Below are 16,898 nucleotides of genomic sequence, written 5' to 3' on the forward strand. Positions count from 1 at the left end.
ACAGATAAATACATTTTAAGAACTGTTATTGACATTGGTATGTCAGAATTTATATATTTTTAAATTATATTTATAATAATTAATAACCAAAACAATTAAACATGAAAAAATTATTAAGTATCGTAGCAGTTTTATTTTTTGCATTTTCTGTATCAGCACAAAAAACACCAAAATGGATAGATAAAAAAGCAACAGCTGTATCTCAGGATATGAAAACATTTTTGTCTTTGGATGATGCACAAACGAAAATTGTATATGATGAAGAGGTAAAAAAGCAAAAGGCTATTTACGAAGCGAAACAGGCGAACGGCGGTAAAAAGGTAAGTAATGAAAAGTTTAAGGTACTTATAGCACCTTTTGTAGCTGCTCAAACAGAAGCTGTTGGAGGTAAAAAACAAATGAATAAGTATTGGGCTCATGCAAAGGAAGAAAAAGCAAAAGCAAAAGCAAAAAAATAATTACTTGAGTTCATAAAAAAGCCCAATCTGTTAAGATTGGGCTTTTTTTTACATTTAAACGATTTGTAATTATCTTACAATTGTTTGTTTTCTATCAGGTCCTACAGAAACGATACTGATTTTAATTTCAGTTTCTTTTTCTATAAATGCAATGTATTCTGATAATTCTTTTGGGAATTCTGCTTCAGAAGAAATTTCTGTAATATCTTCTTTCCATCCTTTAAACTCCGTGTAAATAGGTTTTACGTTTTCTGGCTCAATATTGTATGGGAAGTGTTCAATTACTTCTCCTTTGTATTCATAAGCAGTACATACTTTCAAAGTTTCAAAACCAGAAAGAACATCACCTTTCATCATATTTAGTTGTGTAACTCCGTTTACCTGACAAGCGTATTTTAAAGCTACTAAGTCTAACCAACCACATCTTCTAGCTCTACCTGTAGTAGCTCCAAATTCATGACCTACTTTAGCCATTCTTTCACCATCAGCATCAAATAATTCCGTTGGGAATGGTCCAGATCCTACACGAGTAGTGTAAGCCTTAAAGATACCGTATACTTCACCAATCGAGTTAGGAGCAATTCCTAAACCAGTACAAGCCCCAGCTGCTGTAGTATTTGAAGAAGTAACAAATGGGTATGTTCCAAAATCAACATCTAATAAAGAACCTTGTGCACCTTCCGCCAAAATTGTTTGGTTAGATTTTATTGCTTTATGTAAGTACTCTTCACTATCGATAAAAGTCATTTCTTTTAAGCGAGCAACAGCAGTAAAGAATTCAGCTTTTAATTCTTCTAAGTTGTATTCTAGTGCTACATCAAAGAACTCTAACATTTTTAAGTGTTTCTGAGTTAAGATGTCAAAAATTTCTTCCCAGTTACTTAATTCTAAATCACCAACACGCATTCCGTTACGTCCTGTTTTGTCCATGTAAGTTGGTCCAATTCCTTTTAAAGTAGAACCAATTTTAGCCTTACCTTTTGATGCTTCAGAAGCAGCATCTAATAAACGGTGCGTTGGTAGAATTAAATGCGCTTTTCTTGAAATAAGAATTTTAGCATTCAAGTCTAAGTTAAACTTATCTAAGTTTTCTAATTCTTTTTTAAAGATAACAGGGTCAATAACTACTCCGTTTCCAATAATGTTTAAAGCATCATCATGAAATATCCCTGAAGGAATTGTATGTAACACGTGTTTGTGTCCATCAAAAATCAAAGTGTGTCCTGCGTTAGGTCCTCCTTGGAAACGAGAAATTAAGTTGTAATTTTTTGTAAGAACGTCTACAATCTTACCTTTCCCTTCATCTCCCCATTGTAAGCCTAATAATAAATCTACAGCCATTATCTAAAAATTAATTTGTTTTATTGTTTTGATTGTCTTTTTTTCCCATAGAAATATAGCGAGTGATCTTCAATATCTATATTGAAAAACTCTTCTATTGATTTTTTGATATTTTGAATTCTTGGATCGCAAAATTCAATAACCTCACCAGTATCTAGGATTACGTGATCATGTTGTTTGTTGAAGAAACTTTTTTCATAGTGAGCTTGGTTTTGACCAAATTGGTGTTTTCTTACCAAACCACTACTTAATAATAATTCAATCGTATTGTATAAGGTAGCACGACTTACTCGGTAGTTCTTGTTCTTCATACTTATGTATAAAGATTCAATGTCAAAATGATCATCTAAATCATAGATTTCTTGAAGTATAGCAAACCTTTCCGGTGTTTTTCTGTGACTGTGTTTCTCTAGAAACTTCACAAAAACGGCCTTAACTGTTTCTTGATTATTATTGTTTTCTTTCATCCTATAAACTATTTAAAATAGCAAAACGCAAATTTAACTTTATTTTTCATTTAGACGAGTGGATTTGTCAATTTATTTACCTGATTTTAAAGAAAAAATACTTAAAAGCAAATAATTGAATTTTAGGAAGTCAGATACATATAAACTACCGATCTCTTTTAAGTGAAAAACGGTAGTTTTTATGGGCTTTATATTAGTCTACTCTTGAGACTTTATTGATTCCATCAATTTTAAGAATGTTTTCAGTTAGCTTTTTTAACTGGGTTTTATTCTTTACATCAATAGTAATTTTTCCTTGGAAAATAGAACCTCTAGTAACAGAGTTGATGTTGTAGATGTTCATATTGGAATTCCCAGATATAATTCGAGTCAAGTTATTTAGAATTCCAAGTTTATCTTCACCACTAATTTTTAAGGTCACTTTGAAATTTTGCTTTGAGGAATCAATCCACTTTGCAAACATAACACGGTAGGCATAGTTTGATTGCATGCTAATTGCATTGGGACAATCATGCTTATGAACTTTTATTCCATCGTTTATTGTTAGGAAACCAAATACTTTATCACCCGGAATAGGATTACAACATTTAGATAATTTGTATTCTAGTTTTTCCTCGTCTTTTCCAAAAACTAATAAATCATAATTATTGGTAAGCTCATCTGGTTCCTGGTCTTTTCCTTTTTTGTTGCTCCCGCTTCGTTGAATTTTATTTTTAAAGAAGTTGTAAATAGAATTACTTCTTTGATTTGCAAATGCTTTTAATTCAGAGTTTTCAATTGCCCCAGTTCCAACCCTGTAAAATAGATCGAAGCTAGTTTTTAATTTGTTAAAACGAACAAGGTCGTTTACTGTTTTATCATTAAAAGGAATTTTTAGTTGTCGTAATTTACGAGTTAATAAAACTTTTCCTTCTTCTGCGATTCCTTTTTCTTCTTCTTTTAAAGCGGCTCTAATTCTAGCACGTGCTCTTGCAGTCACTACAAATTCTAGCCATCTATTATTAGGTTTTTTAACGTTAGAGGTGAGGACCTCTACTTGATCTCCACTTCCTAAAACAGTATCTAACGGTGTCAGTTTACCATTTACTTTTGCTCCCCTACATTTTAGGCCGATATCCGTATGAATTGAAAAGGCAAAATCAAGAGCCGACGCACCTTTTGGAAGTGTTTTTAATTCCCCTTTTGGAGTAAAAACAAAAATCTCTTCTGAATATAAATTTAATTTAAAATCTTCTACAAAATCAACAGCATTGATGTTACCATTCTCTAGAGAGTCTTTTAAACGATCTAACCAAGTTTCTAGACCTTTTTCATTCTGGTTTCCTTGTTTGTATTTAAAATGTGCAGCATATCCCTTTTCAGCAATTTCGTCCATTCGATTTGAACGAATTTGAACCTCTACCCAGTTACCACCTGGACCCATAACAGTTATATGCAGGGATTCATATCCAGTGGTTTTTGGATTTGTTATCCAGTCTCTTAATCGTAAAGGGTTCGGGTTGTATTGTTCTGTGATGATGGAGTAGATTTTCCATGCATCAAATTTTTCATTGTTTACATCAGAATCATAGATAATTCTAATGGCGAACTTATCATAAACTTCATCAAAGGAAACATTCTGCGCTCGCATTTTTCTGCGAATAGAATAGATAGATTTTGTACGCCCTTTAATTTTATATGAGAAACCTTCTTTATCTAGATTCTCTCGAATGTTATCAGAAAATCGTTCAATATATGCGTTCTGTTCTTCTTTGTTTGCATTAAGTTTATCTTTAATATCATTAAATACTTCTGGTTCTGTATATTTCAAACCTAAGTCTTCTAGTTCCGTTTTGATATTATAAAGTCCTAAACGATGTGCTAAAGGAGCGTAGATATATAGTGTTTCTGAGGAAATTTTAACCTGTTTGTAACCAGGCATTGATTCCATGGTTTGCATATTATGCAAACGGTCAGCAATTTTGATTAGAATTACACGAACATCATCATGTAATGTAAGTAGCATTTTTCTAAAATTCTCTGCTTGAATTGAGGCGTCTTGTTCCTTATTAAGTCTGGAAATCTTGGTAAGTCCACTTACAATTTTGGCTATGGTTTCACCAAAAAGACGTTCCATATCATTAACAGTGTAAGGAGTGTCTTCAACAACATCATGCAATAAAGCAGCAGCAATGGATTCTGCACCTAAACCAATTTCATAGGCCACAATTTTCGCAACAGCAATAGGATGAAAAATATAAGGCTCTCCTGTTTTTCTCCTTTGATCACTGTGCGCTTCAAGTGCAAGATCAAAGGCTTTTCTAATTAAAACTTTATCACTTTCGGATAATGTTTGATAAGTACCTTTTAAAAGATCTTTATACCTATTGGCTATTTCTTTATTTTCTTCTTCTATAGTTACATTATACGTCATAAAATAAAAGACATTTTAATTCTAAATATTATTTTCTCAGACTACGAATACGTTGCAATAAAGTAGGATGAGAGTAGTGCGCAAAAACAGTTGCTTTGTGCGGTGTTAAGTTACTCAAACTATTTTTGGATAGTTTTTTCAAGGAACTTATCAGGTTTTCTGCATTTGTATATTTTTTAGCATAACTGTCTGCTTGATATTCAAAAGTACGAGAAATTGCATTCATAGCAAGGCCTGTAATTTCTGAGATTGGACTATACAGTATGCTAAATGTTATCAGTCCAATATGAAAACTTGGTTCCTCAATACGTAGAGCATCTGATAGTAAGGGGTTTCCAATCAAAAGGGATAATATGAATAAAGTGAACCCTGTTAATAATATGGAAGCAAATAAATTAAAAATAATATGCTTTTTTTTATAATGGCCTACTTCATGAGCAAAGACTGCAACAATTTCTTGTGTTGTGAGTTCCTTTATCAGCGTGTCGTAAAGTACAATACGCTTTTTAGGACCAAAACCTGAAAAATATGCATTTGCTTTTGTTGATCTTTTAGAGCCATCAATGACAAATATTTTATCCAATTGAAACCCAATTTTTGCAGCAAAGTTTTCTAGTTCTGTTTTTAATTCTCCAGCTTCTAAGGCTGTTTGTTTGTTAAATAATGGAACAATTAATGAAGAATAAAATAAATTCATGAATAAAGTAAATAGGGTAATCACTGCCCAAGAGTAGATCCAAAAATTATTTTCTGTTTTTAGATAAAACCATGTGATTAAGGCTAAAAGAGGTCCTCCAACAACGATAGCTAAAGCCCATCCTTTTAGTTTGTCTAAAATAAAAAGTCTTTTGGTCGACTTGTTAAATCCGAATCTTTCTTCGATTACAAAGGTTTTATAGAATGCAAAGGGAGTGTTTAAAATATCACTTCCGAAAAACAAAATTGCAAAATATATTAAGGTTTGAGTGATTTCATTGTTCGTGAAACCTCTAACAAAGGAATCAATCCAAGCAAAACCTTCAAAAAAGAATAAAGATAATGTGAGAATGATAGAAAAACTATTGGTATAAAATGAAAAATCATAATTAGTTTTCTTGTAATTCTGAGATTTTTTATAGGCTTTATCATCATAAACATCTTTTAACTCATCTGGTAATTTGTCGTTAAAATGTTTCGCGTTTAAGAAAGAAAGAACTTCTTCCTTGATGAAATTAATAATTATGATTCCAATTAAAATTTTAAATACTAAAGATGCAGTCATGTTTAATTAATTGAAATGGTTTAAGATTACAAAAATAGGAAGATTGTTTCAGGATTGTGCAAAATGTTTCAGGTTATTATATTCTGCAGAATTACTCGAAGTTTCTTTGCCTACTGGCCTCAAAGATAAGAATTGAAGCCGCAACAGAAACATTCATTGAATCTATTTTTCCATTCATTGGAATGATTATTTTTTTGGAGGCGTTATCTAGCCATAAATCTGAAAGTCCTGTAGATTCTGTACCAACAACAATGGCACTTGCTTCTTTAAAATCTTGATTTTGATAAGGTTGAGAATCTTCTTTTAAAGCAGCAGCGTAAGAGGTAATATTATGATTCTTGAGGTAGGTTAAAATTTCGTTAGTTGAACCAGTGGCAATTTGTGTAGTAAATAGGCAACCAACACTACTTCTAATAATATTTGGATTGTATAAATCTGTTTTAGGGTTGGCAATCAAAACAGCATCTACGTTTGCCGCGTCGGCAGTCCTCAATAAGGCACCTATATTACCTGGTTTTTCTGGTGCTTCTGCAATTAATAATAGCGGTTTGTTTCTTTTGAAGACAATGTTTTCTAATTCGTGTTTTTTTGCACAGACAACTGCTAGAATTCCTTCTGTAGTTTCTCTGTACGCAATTTTTTGATACACTTCTTTTGTAACCTCTAAATATTCAATTGAAGGATTAAGGCTAGACTCTAAGGAATTTATTTTATCTAGACTTGAAATCTGGGAGCAATAAATTATTTTTTCTAATGTATATGCTCCCAGAGTTGCTAGTTCAATTTCCCGTTGTCCTTCCAATAAAAATTTTCCACTTTTTTTTCTAACTCTTGATTTTTCTTTCAATTGTACCAATTCCTTTATCAGTGGATTTTGTAAGCTGGAAATTTTTTTATGCATCAATTTTGTTTTGTGCAAAAATAAATTAATAATCCATATGTCCTAAAAAGAGGCTTTGGTAATTTTTATAATTGCTTGAAAACTAATTTAGAGCTTTTTCGGTCTTTAAGATTATATTGGTCAATGTCAATATCCATGCTATAGAAATATTCACCATATTCAGTAAATTCCATTTCTAATTCTAATATAGCGTTTGTGTTTTCATTAAAGTTAAAGGAATGACAGACAATTTCATATTTCTTTTCAGGAAATCTAATTAGAATACAACCATTGTTTGAGATGTTTTTTACTTTCAGCAAATTTATTTCCCAAAGTTTCAGCCGCTCTTCTGCTCTTGTTTTTTGAGGAACAACAATTTTGGAATGTGATTTGCCGCTTAAGTTTTCTTTAGAAGGTATTACTTGGTTGATTTTCATGGAGTCAACCGCGATAAAGGTGTCTTTAACGGTTGCGCCGATGTAAATAAAGGTACCTTCAGGGAATTCAAGATCTGAATAGTTGAGAATGTTTACCGCGATTTCATAGTTGTAGTTATCTTCTCTCGGTAATATTTCAGAATTGTCGCAAGCGATGAGCAAGGCGAACATGAGGAGCCCAATAAGTGTGTAAATTCTTTTCATAGCAATTGATTTAGAACATTATACAATAGACTAACTCAACAACACTAGGGGTGTAAATAAACAAAAGTTTATAAACAGTACTTGTTTTATTAATTACCCTAATTTAAGAATTAAATAAATATAAATCAATGATTTATATCAGTTATTTTATCTGTGTCTTCACGCAGGTTTTAAGTTTATTATTTGTCTATTGAGTAATGAATTAACAAATCAACCATATAGTTATAACTTTTGATTCCAGATTTTTGCTTGTTTGCTTTTAGATAAACGTTATAAGATTTTTTGAAAATAGGTTCTAATGGGTTTTCATAAGAATTCCAAAAATTATAGGATTCCCTAAAGTTGATTAAAATTCCTTGGTGAAGTATTTGAGTCGCTTCTTTATAGAGATCCTCGTCTCTTTTAGCCAATTCATTCAATAAATATTTTAAGGCCGTAACATGACCAGCAAGTTGAAAATAAATATCAGGATGTTTTGTGCAGGCTAGATAGCCGATAAAGTTAGCCTCGTTTTCTGCGGCATAGCCTAGTTGATGCGCAACTTCATGACTAATAGTGAATGGGTATGTATATAATGGAATTTTTGAATTTACTTGCGCTTCTCCGGTAAAAGGGTTCAGGTAGCCTGCAAATCCCATATAGGTTAAAGGTGTACTTAGCAAAGAGTGTTTAATAGAGGGAACTTGATATTTGAAATTTTGATGCGTTTTTGATAATTCATAGAATCCAACCTTAGTCTTTTTATAGAGTTCTATTTTAGTATATGGAATTCTATAAGGGATGGTGTCATTTTTAACCACAGAGGAATGAAGCCTGTTAATAGTCTCAATAGTTTTAAGAGTAAAATGATTGAGTGTCTCGGTACTGTAGTTTTCTCTTTCTAATTGAAGTTTTTGAGCCAAAGGAATTCGATAATAATTCATTCCCCAACTAAAGTAAAATAAAAAATACAATACAGATAATGCTGCACCAATAGACAGTCGATAAGAGCGTAATTCTGTCATTTTATCCCTAAAAATGACATATAAAAATCTTATAAAAATTAATGCAAAGATTATATAAACAAGGTCTCCAATGCTGAATGGAATCCATCCTAATGCTGTTCTGTAGAAAACAGATATTCCTTTGTAGATTCCATTGGAATAATATTTTTCTATAAAGTTGGGGTATCTAGATGTTATTTGAACAAATAGAATTTGTACGAATAAAAAATTTGATAAATATTTTGCAAGTAAATCGTCTTTCATATGAGAACAAGGCTAGATTCAAAATTAATGAATATAGTTCTATCAGCCCGTGAGACAGGAGTAGATTTTTATTTTATTTGAAGAATTAAATAATCACCAGTTAATTTTCTGTATATAATACAGGCAGAAATGGGGTGAAAAAATGTTGTTAACAATTTGAACCTTTTATAAACAAGGATGTGTACAAATAAAGTGCTCTAAAAAATTTAATAATAGAATTAAAAAATTAATTTTGTCATATGGAGCAAGCAAGAACCGTCAAAGGGCAAAAAGTTGATAAAAGCAGGATTATAAACCTTGAAAAAGGTAAAATTCCACCACAGGCTATTGATTTAGAAGAGGCTGTATTAGGGGCTATGATGATTGATAAAAAGGGTATTGATGATGTGATTGATATATTGCATGCAGAGGCCTTTTATAAAGAAGCACATCAAGAAGTTTATGATGCTATTTATACTTTGTTTCAGAATTCTGAGCCAACAGATTTACTTACGGTATCAAATCAATTGCGTAAAAATGGAAAATTAGATTTTGTTGGAGGTGATTTTTATTTGATAGGATTGACTCAGAAAGTTGCTTCTTCTGCGCATATTGAATTCCATGCCCGTATTATCATTCAAAAATATATTCAAAGAAGGTTGATCAGTATCTCAAGTGAGATTATTGAGCAGTCATATGATGAAACTGCAGATGTTTTTGATTTGTTAGATGATGCTGAATCTAAACTTTTTGAAGTAACTCAAGGTAATCTTAAGAAAAGTTCTGAAAGTGCAAAGGACTTAGTAAAGCAAGCGGTAACTAAAATTCAAGAAATTGGAAACCAAGAAGGAATGAGTGGTTTGGAAACTGGTTTTACAAAGTTAGATGCTTTGACTTCTGGTTGGCAGCCTTCCGATTTAATTATTATTGCCGCACGTCCGGGTATGGGGAAAACGGCTTTTGTAATTTCTATGGCTAAGAATATGGCGATAGACTTTGGACATCCTGTAGCTTTGTTTTCTTTAGAGATGTCATCAGTACAGTTGATTACACGTATGATTTCTAGTGAGACGGGATTGACTTCTGAAAAATTACGTAAAGGTAATCTGGAACCACATGAATGGGAGCAGTTGAATGTGAAAGTGAAAAACTTAACGGATTCACCAATATTTATTGATGATACCCCTTCATTATCTATTTTTGATTTACGTGCCAAAGCACGTCGTTTGGCTTCTCAACACGGAATTAAAATTATAGTTATTGATTACTTGCAATTGATGACGGCCGGTGGAGCGGCTAATGGAAACCGTGAGCAGGAAATTTCCATGATTTCTCGAAACCTAAAGGCTTTGGCAAAGGAATTGAATATTCCTGTGATTGCCCTGTCTCAGTTATCTCGAGCTGTTGAAACTCGTGGAGGATCAAAAAGACCATTACTTTCTGATTTACGTGAATCTGGTGCGATTGAGCAAGATGCCGATATTGTATCGTTTATTTTTCGTCCGGAATACTATGGTATCACAGAATGGGATGATGACGATCATTCACCGTGTGAAGGACAGGGGGAGTTTATTGTAGCAAAACACAGAAATGGTGGTTTAGAGAATATTCGATTGAAGTTTACTGGGCATTTGGCAAAATTCTCTGATTTAGAAGAAGGTTTTGGAAATGAGTTCCAGTCAAAAATGAATGATTTCAATCAAGAGATATCATCAAACAATTTCCCTAGCGCAGAGGATGCCTTTGGAGCACCTGATGATGATGGGATGCCGTTTTAATAAATAAAGATCTTATATAAAAAAAGGAACCGATTTAGGTTCCTTTTTTTTATGCCTTTAAAATAATCAAGTTCTGGTCGTTTTTTTTAAGATATCCCTTTAGGATCCTATTGATATCTTTGTTGTCTTTTTGTGGCTCAATAGCAGATAAAAAATCCTCTGTAGAGGAAGGGGTTTCATTACTGTTGAGGTAACCATAACCGCGATATACACCATTAAGCACAAGAGCATATGCTGATTCTTCCTTGCTACGTCCCTTTTCTTTGATAACAAAGTTTTCTGTTTTAAAACGAACAGAGTCAATTGCTTTTAGTACGCGTTTATTGTAGTCTTTTATGCTTTCTTCTTCTCTACAGATTCCTTTGCATTGTTTTAGTTGGTAATGAAAACAACTGCTTACGTTGGTTTGTAAGTTGCAGTATTTAGGACAAAGCTCATGAGTTTCGCAAAGTTTTTCCATAAATTGTCTGGCCTCAGATAAGCTATAGAACTTTAGCAATGGATTGGGAACGTTTTTTAATTGATTCCATGCCAAATGGAGGATTCCTTTTCTGTCTTCGTATGAGAATAATGCAAACCCTTCTTTTGTTTTTCGTTGTGCTCTGTTGTATTTAGGAAAATGATGTTTTATCTCTGCAGATTCTAATAATAGTGCTAGCAGTTCACTGCCTGTTTCAGTATAGGCAATATCTGCCGTTGCCATGCACATGGTGATTTCTTTCTTTTTTTTATCATAAAAATGACTTAAGACACGCTGTTTTATATTGTTTGCTTTTCCAACGTAAATAATTTCCTTGTCTTCGTTTTTAAAATAATACACCCCTTCAGTTTCGGGTAGTTTGTCAAAAACATTTTTGGGTAACAAAGGAGGTAGGGTTGCTTCTCTTGATTTAGGGTTTAAGAAAGAGGCAAATACAGAACCATTGTCTAGGTTGTAAAGACGTTGAAATAGTATGGTGGTAGCTTCAGCATCTCCTCTTGCTCGGTGCCTGTCTACCAAGGGAATGTTTTCTGAGATACATAGTTTACCAAGACTGTAAGATTTTCTGCCGGGAAGTAATTTTCTTGAAAGTCGTACAGTACAAAGTTTTTTACGCTTGAAAGTAAGTCCGAGCTCTTTGAATTCTTTTGCGATGATATTGTAGTCAAAATTAACATTATGAGCTACAAAAATACAGTCTTCTGTGATTTCAACTATTTTTTTTGCAACTTCAAAAAACTTAGGAGCGTCCTTAACCATATTATTGGTAATGCCCGTTAAGTTGGTTATAAAAGCAGGGATATTACATTCAGGATTGATCAAGGTAGTGTATTCATCTACCACTTGTTCTCCATCAAAAATAAAGATACTTATTTCTGTAATTTTGACTCCTCCGTTGGTTTCTATGTCGATCACGGAATATTTCATGAAACCATTTTTTTTAGTTCTTTTAATTCCACTCCAAGTTGATTCAACATCATAGCAATACTGCTTATTTTTAGGTCACGTTCGTCGTATTCTTGTGTATTGATACTACATGTATATTCCCAAACTTCTAGAACTTCGTTTAAAGGGACCTCGTAAGAATTATAATTTTTATTGTCAGGAGCGAGTAGTAGTGTTCCGCTTTCTTCAATTTTGTTATAAACTCTTTTATAGGTCATTCCATCATTTAAAGTAACAATGATATAAGAGGTTCCATTTTTTACATCTCTAATGTCTTCTAGATATTGTGCTACTACATATGAGCCGTCTTTCATAGGCAGCATTGAATCTCCCTTGATAGGAAAAGCTCTATGTTTTCCTGTCGGTAAAAATGGAAGTTTTATTTTGTCTAGTTGTTCTATGTATTCAGGGTCATTATAGCCTAACAGATACCCAGCAGAAGCTTTTACAGGAACTACTTCTATCAGGTCTTCGTTGTCAGCATCTACGGTAATTGGAAATAGTACGCGTTGATTACCTATTTCAATAAACGAAGTGTCTGCAGCATAGGTAAGGTCATTTTTTATCAATACATCAATAGGTAGTTTGAAGTAATTAGAAAATTTAACTAACATATCAATAGGAGGGTCAGAACGACCTTCTTCATAAGAACCAACTTTAGAACGTGTAATTTCTAGTTCCTCAGAGAGTTGCTCTTGGGTTAGCGCTTTTATTTTTCTTAGATGACGGATGTTTTTAGCAATATTATTCATAATACTACAAATATAGGCATTAAAAACTATAATTTGTAGTTAGTTTTGTAAAATGTTTTTGAATGCACATACATATTATAGTTTACGCTATGGGACAATAGCGCCAGAACGCTTGTTACACTTGGCGTTGGAGCATAATGTAAAAGAAATAGCTTTTACCGATATAAATAGCACTTCAATAAGTTTAGAACTTATACGTTTGGCGAAAAAGTACGGAATACGTCCTGTTTTAGGTGTGGATTTTAGAAATGGTGCACAGCAAGAATATATAATGTTGGCAAAAAATAATATTGGATTTGAAGAGATCAATATTTTTTTATCAGAGTTTTTACATCAGTCTAATTTTAAGATTCCAGAACAGGCGAAAAATTTACCAGATACTTTTGTGGTTTATCCGTTTCATAAAAACATTGACTTTGAACTAAAGGCGCATGAGTTTATAGGAATAAGAAAGGAAGATTTACATACGTTGAAATTTTTAAAATCAACTCATCTACTTTCTAAAATGGTGGTTTTGCAAACGGTTTCTTTTGAGGATAAAAAAGGGTTTAATACCCATCGTTTGCTACGTGCCATAGACAATAATACTTTGTTGAGTAAGTTGCCTTGTTCAGAGCAAGGGAGTGAATTAGATATGTTTGTTCCTGTAGAAACATTAAAAAATATATTTTCTGAATATCCACAGATAATTGAAAACACAGAGCATTTACTGGCTCAATGCAATATAGAATTTGATTTTTCTGAGGATATAACTAACAACCAACGATCGTACACCGCTAATGAAGCCTTGGATTTTAGATTGTTGAAAAAATTGACATATCAAGGAATTGATTACCGCTTTGGAGAGGCAAATCAAAAAGTTTTGGATAGAATAGAAAAAGAGCTGTATATAATCCAAGAAAAAGGTTTTGTATCTTATTTTTTAATCAATTGGAAAATTTTAAAATATGCACGGTCTAAAGGCTATTTTTATGTTGGTAGAGGTAGTGGAGCCAATAGTATTGTGGCATATTTATTACGAATTACGGATGTGGATCCCGTAGAGTTAGATTTGTATTTTGAGCGATTTATCAACTTGTACCGTAAAAATCCACCGGATTTTGATATTGATTTTTCATGGACAGATAGGGATGATATTACTCGTTTTATTTTTGAGCGTTTTAAAAATACTGCGTTGATTGCAGTTTACAATACTTTTAAATACAAAGCTTCTGTAAGAGAATTAGGAAAAGTATTTGGCTTGCCTAAGTCTGAAATAGATGCCTTGTGTGTGCAGAATTATTCTTTTGAAAAATTAGACAGACTATCTCAGCTAGTACTTATTTACAGTCAGTATATTCAGGGCTTTCCTAATTATTTAGGGATTCATGCTGGAGGTATCTTGATTTCGGAGAAGCCAATTCATCATTATGTAGCTACGTTTTTTCCGCCTAAGGGCTATGCAACTGCTCAGTTTGACATGGTAGTGGCAGAAAATAGTCAGTTGTATAAGTTTGATATTTTAAGTCAACGTGGTTTAGGCAAGATAAAAGATGCTGTTACAATAGTACATCAAAATTATCCCAATCAGCCTTTGTTAGATATTCATGATGTACAGCGTTTTAAAGAAGATGAAAAAATCAAATATTTATTGAGGAATGCTAAGGCTATAGGTTGTTTTTATGTAGAGTCACCGGCCATGCGTATGTTGTTGAAGAAGTTGCAGGTTGATAATTATTTAGGTTTGGTAGCTGCAAGTTCGGTTATTCGCCCAGGAGTTGCAAAGTCAGGTATGATGCGTGAATATATTATGCGTTATCGTTTTCCAGAAAAAAGAGAAAATGCACACCCTATTATGTTGGATATTATGCCAGAAACTTATGGAGTGATGGTGTATCAAGAAGATGTGATAAAAGTAGCACATTATTTTGGGGGATTGAGTTTAGGAGAGTCAGATGTATTGCGTAGAGGGATGTCGGGAAAGTCTAGGTCTAAAGATGAATTTACAAGAGTAAAAGAACGTTTTTTTAAAAATTGTTTGCGCTCTGGAAAGCCAGCAAAATTAGTTCAAGAGATTTGGATGCAAATAGAAAGTTTTGCGGGGTATGCTTTTGCAAAAGGACACTCAGCGTCTTATGCTGTTGAAAGCTATCAAAGTTTGTTTTTAAAAGCGTATTATCCGTTAGAGTATATGGTTGCAACACTTAATAATTCTGGGGGCTTTTATAGTGCAGAATTATATATACACGAGGCGCGTATGCATGGTGGAGTGATTCATGCTCCTTGTATAAATAAAAGTGATGATAAAACCATTATTGAAGGGCAAGATATTTATATAGGCTTTGCTTTTTTACAAGCTTTAGAAGCTAAAACAAGAGAGCGTATTCTTATGGCTAGAAGCAGTGGTGTTTTTAAAAGCTTGAATGATTTTATTGATAGAGTTCCAATCTCTATGGAGCAAATACGGATTTTGATTAAAATTAATGCATTTCGGTTTACCGGAGTTTTGAAAAGAGAATTGTTGTGGGAAGCACATATGAAAATTAAAAAGGTTGTGTTTGAAACACCAGCTCAAACTTTGTTTAAATCAGAGCCGGTAAATTATACAACTCCAAGACTACCTTCCTCTTATTTAGAAGATGCTTTTGATCAAATAGAGTTATTGGGCTATCCATTGTGTAGTCCTTTTGATTTATTAGTAGAGGAGTTTGTCAATTCGTTTAGAGTTAAGGGATTAGATGGACTTAATGGTAGAATGGTGTGTATTGAAGGGTATCTAGTAACGGTAAAAAAAACGAGAACTAATAATGGTAAAACAATGTATTTCGGTACGTTTTTAGATTTAGATGGTGATTTTTTAGATACAGTTCATTTTCCTCCAGTAGCAGAAAAATTTCCTTTTCGAGGGAAGGGGATTTATAGGTTGATGGGTAAGGTTGTGGTAGAGTTGGATTGTGTATCTATAGAAATAACCAGTATGGAGCGTTTGGCAATTGTAGAAGATCCTCGTTATGCAGATAGTAGAAAAGCACAAAGACCCAAAAATAAAAGAGTAGGCTGATGGAGAGATCAATAGTACATATGGATTTAGATACTTTTTTTGTGTCTTGTGAGCGTTTATTGGATAGTAGACTAAATGGAAAACCTATTTTGATAGGTGGTACTTCTGATAGGGGAGTTGTGGCATCTTGTAGTTATGAAGCAAGGTCTTATGGGGTGCATTCCGCAATGCCTATGCGTATGGCGAAACAGTTATGTCCAGAAGCAATTGTGTTACGAGGAAATTCGGGTATATATACCAAGTATTCACAGTTGGTAACAGAAGTTGTTAAAGAGGCAGTTCCCTTGTATGAAAAGACCTCTGTAGATGAATTTTATATTGATCTTACGGGGATGGATCAGTTTTTTGGGTGTCATCAATTGGCTTCTGAATTGAGGCAGCGTATTATGAGAGAAACAGGGTTGCCTATTTCTTTTGGGTTGTCTGTAAATAAAACAGTTTCAAAAATAGCCACAGGAGAAGCAAAGCCCAATAACGAGATTAAGGTGCATAAAGGAACAGAAAAACCTTTTTTATCTCCTCTATCTGTAAAAAAAATACCCATGGTAGGTGAGGTGACTTATAAGTCTTTATGCGATTTAGGAATTAAAAAAATTCAAACAGTACAAGAAATGCCAATGGATATGTTAGCCAGGGTTTTTGGGAAATCAGGAGTATCTATATGGAAAAAAGCAAACGGAATTGATAACAGTCCTGTAGTGCAGTATAGAGAAAGGAAATCGATTTCTACAGAACGTACTTTTGATAAAGATACTACGGATATAGGAAAACTAGAGAGTATTTTAGTAGCGATGGCAGAAAATTTAGTATATCAATTGAGAAGAGGTAATAAATTAACCTCTTGCATAACCTTTAAAATACGGTATTCAGATTTTCAAACATACACGACACAAAAAAGGATTCCTTATAGTTCTGCGGATCATAAAATTATTCCTGTAGTAAAAGAGTTATATAAAAAATTATATGAACGTAGAATGTTGGTGCGTTTGATTGGTATTAAGTTTAGTCATTTGGTAGAAGGAGGTTTTCAAATAGATTTATTTGATGATGATGAGAAAATATTAAATCTGTACCATGCAATGGATAAAATGAGAGAGCGTTATGGAGATAGAGCGGTAATACGAGCTAGAGGAATGGATGCAAAAACAATTTCACGCTTTAATCCATTTAATGGAGAGGCCCCTCCGTTATTAGCAAATAGGAGGAGATAGGAAG

At 33.1% G+C, this 16,898-nt stretch carries 13 protein-coding genes; 4 read left to right on the forward strand and 9 right to left on the reverse strand.

Going from position 1 to position 16,898, the window contains the following annotated elements; all coding sequences use genetic code 11:
• Positions 1-101 precede the first annotated feature (101 nt).
• Positions 102-458 (forward strand): hypothetical protein, encoded by a 357-nt coding sequence (locus tag AC2DZ0_RS02105; RefSeq protein WP_484643371.1) that lies wholly within the window; start codon positions 102-104, stop codon positions 456-458.
• Positions 459-527: 69 nt separating this feature from the next.
• Here AC2DZ0_RS02105 and AC2DZ0_RS02110 read toward each other — a convergent pair whose 3' ends face one another.
• The 7 genes from AC2DZ0_RS02110 to AC2DZ0_RS02140 form a co-directional block, all read right to left on the reverse strand.
• Entirely contained in the window at positions 528-1,799 is a 1,272-nt protein-coding gene (locus AC2DZ0_RS02110; protein ID WP_484643373.1) for an adenylosuccinate synthase, read from the reverse strand.
• Between the two features lie 20 nt (positions 1,800-1,819).
• A complete protein-coding gene (locus AC2DZ0_RS02115) occupies positions 1,820-2,266 on the reverse strand; it encodes a Fur family transcriptional regulator (protein ID WP_300323110.1) in 447 nt (148 codons plus the stop codon).
• Positions 2,267-2,459: 193 nt separating this feature from the next.
• Entirely contained in the window at positions 2,460-4,679 is a 2,220-nt protein-coding gene (locus AC2DZ0_RS02120; protein WP_484643375.1) for a RelA/SpoT family protein, read from the reverse strand.
• 28 nt (positions 4,680-4,707) lie between these two features.
• On the reverse strand, positions 4,708-5,940 hold the full coding sequence (locus AC2DZ0_RS02125) for a M48 family metallopeptidase (protein ID WP_484643376.1): 1,233 nt from the start codon (positions 5,938-5,940) through the stop codon (positions 4,708-4,710).
• Positions 5,941-6,031: 91 nt separating this feature from the next.
• Positions 6,032-6,841 carry a TrmH family RNA methyltransferase gene (locus AC2DZ0_RS02130; RefSeq protein WP_484491385.1) on the reverse strand — a complete coding sequence of 270 codons (810 nt, stop codon included), beginning with the start codon at positions 6,839-6,841 and terminating at the stop codon, positions 6,032-6,034.
• A 65-nt stretch (positions 6,842-6,906) separates the two neighbouring features.
• Entirely contained in the window at positions 6,907-7,461 is a 555-nt protein-coding gene (locus AC2DZ0_RS02135; RefSeq protein ID WP_484643377.1) for a hypothetical protein, read from the reverse strand.
• A gap of 179 nt (positions 7,462-7,640) precedes the next feature.
• Positions 7,641-8,708 carry a DUF3810 domain-containing protein gene (locus AC2DZ0_RS02140; RefSeq protein ID WP_484643379.1) on the reverse strand — a complete coding sequence of 356 codons (1,068 nt, stop codon included), beginning with the start codon at positions 8,706-8,708 and terminating at the stop codon, positions 7,641-7,643.
• Positions 8,709-8,947: 239 nt separating this feature from the next.
• Here AC2DZ0_RS02140 and dnaB point away from each other — a divergent pair, with 239 nt between their 5' ends.
• Positions 8,948-10,465, forward strand: a complete 1,518-nt coding sequence (gene dnaB / locus AC2DZ0_RS02145) for a replicative DNA helicase (RefSeq protein WP_484491388.1) — start codon at positions 8,948-8,950, stop codon at positions 10,463-10,465.
• A 49-nt stretch (positions 10,466-10,514) separates the two neighbouring features.
• Here dnaB and AC2DZ0_RS02150 read toward each other — a convergent pair whose 3' ends face one another.
• Positions 10,515-11,873 (reverse strand): exonuclease domain-containing protein, encoded by a 1,359-nt coding sequence (locus AC2DZ0_RS02150; RefSeq protein WP_484643380.1) that lies wholly within the window; start codon positions 11,871-11,873, stop codon positions 10,515-10,517.
• Complete coding sequence (locus AC2DZ0_RS02155; RefSeq protein WP_484491390.1) at positions 11,870-12,643, reverse strand: XRE family transcriptional regulator; 774 nt, start codon at positions 12,641-12,643, stop codon at positions 11,870-11,872. Before AC2DZ0_RS02155 ends, AC2DZ0_RS02150 begins: the two co-directional genes overlap by 4 nt.
• Before the next feature lie 52 nt (positions 12,644-12,695).
• Here AC2DZ0_RS02155 and AC2DZ0_RS02160 point away from each other — a divergent pair, with 52 nt between their 5' ends.
• Together AC2DZ0_RS02160 and dinB are read left to right on the forward strand one after the other, a co-directional pair.
• Positions 12,696-15,683: a DNA polymerase III subunit alpha gene (locus AC2DZ0_RS02160; RefSeq protein WP_484643382.1), complete on the forward strand. Its 2,988-nt coding sequence runs from the start codon at positions 12,696-12,698 to the stop codon at positions 15,681-15,683.
• The gene (gene dinB / locus AC2DZ0_RS02165) at positions 15,683-16,894 is read left to right on the forward strand and encodes a DNA polymerase IV (RefSeq protein ID WP_484643383.1); all 1,212 of its coding nucleotides are present in this window, start codon (positions 15,683-15,685) and stop codon (positions 16,892-16,894) included. Before AC2DZ0_RS02160 ends, dinB begins: the two co-directional genes overlap by 1 nt.
• The last annotated feature ends 4 nt before the right edge of the window (positions 16,895-16,898 follow it).

Source organism: Flavicella sp. IMCC45668, assembly GCF_057219105.1.

What these genes read in the sequence shown, in the direction of transcription:
- AC2DZ0_RS02105 (WP_484643371.1), top strand. Translation starts at nt 102, where the DNA reads ATGAAAAAATTATTAAGTATCGTAGCAGTTTTATTTTTTGCATTTTCT.
- AC2DZ0_RS02120 (WP_484643375.1), bottom strand. Translation starts at nt 4,679, where the DNA reads ATGACGTATAATGTAACTATAGAAGAAGAAAATAAAGAAATAGCCAAT.
- AC2DZ0_RS02115 (WP_300323110.1), bottom strand. Translation starts at nt 2,266, where the DNA reads ATGAAAGAAAACAATAATAATCAAGAAACAGTTAAGGCCGTTTTTGTG.
- AC2DZ0_RS02110 (WP_484643373.1), bottom strand. Translation starts at nt 1,799, where the DNA reads ATGGCTGTAGATTTATTATTAGGCTTACAATGGGGAGATGAAGGGAAA.
- AC2DZ0_RS02140 (WP_484643379.1), bottom strand. Translation starts at nt 8,708, where the DNA reads ATGAAAGACGATTTACTTGCAAAATATTTATCAAATTTTTTATTCGTA.
- dinB (WP_484643383.1), top strand. Translation starts at nt 15,683, where the DNA reads ATGGAGAGATCAATAGTACATATGGATTTAGATACTTTTTTTGTGTCT.
- AC2DZ0_RS02135 (WP_484643377.1), bottom strand. Translation starts at nt 7,461, where the DNA reads ATGAAAAGAATTTACACACTTATTGGGCTCCTCATGTTCGCCTTGCTC.
- AC2DZ0_RS02155 (WP_484491390.1), bottom strand. Translation starts at nt 12,643, where the DNA reads ATGAATAATATTGCTAAAAACATCCGTCATCTAAGAAAAATAAAAGCG.
- dnaB (WP_484491388.1), top strand. Translation starts at nt 8,948, where the DNA reads ATGGAGCAAGCAAGAACCGTCAAAGGGCAAAAAGTTGATAAAAGCAGG.
- AC2DZ0_RS02160 (WP_484643382.1), top strand. Translation starts at nt 12,696, where the DNA reads ATGTTTTTGAATGCACATACATATTATAGTTTACGCTATGGGACAATA.
- AC2DZ0_RS02125 (WP_484643376.1), bottom strand. Translation starts at nt 5,940, where the DNA reads ATGACTGCATCTTTAGTATTTAAAATTTTAATTGGAATCATAATTATT.
- AC2DZ0_RS02150 (WP_484643380.1), bottom strand. Translation starts at nt 11,873, where the DNA reads ATGAAATATTCCGTGATCGACATAGAAACCAACGGAGGAGTCAAAATT.
- AC2DZ0_RS02130 (WP_484491385.1), bottom strand. Translation starts at nt 6,841, where the DNA reads ATGCATAAAAAAATTTCCAGCTTACAAAATCCACTGATAAAGGAATTG.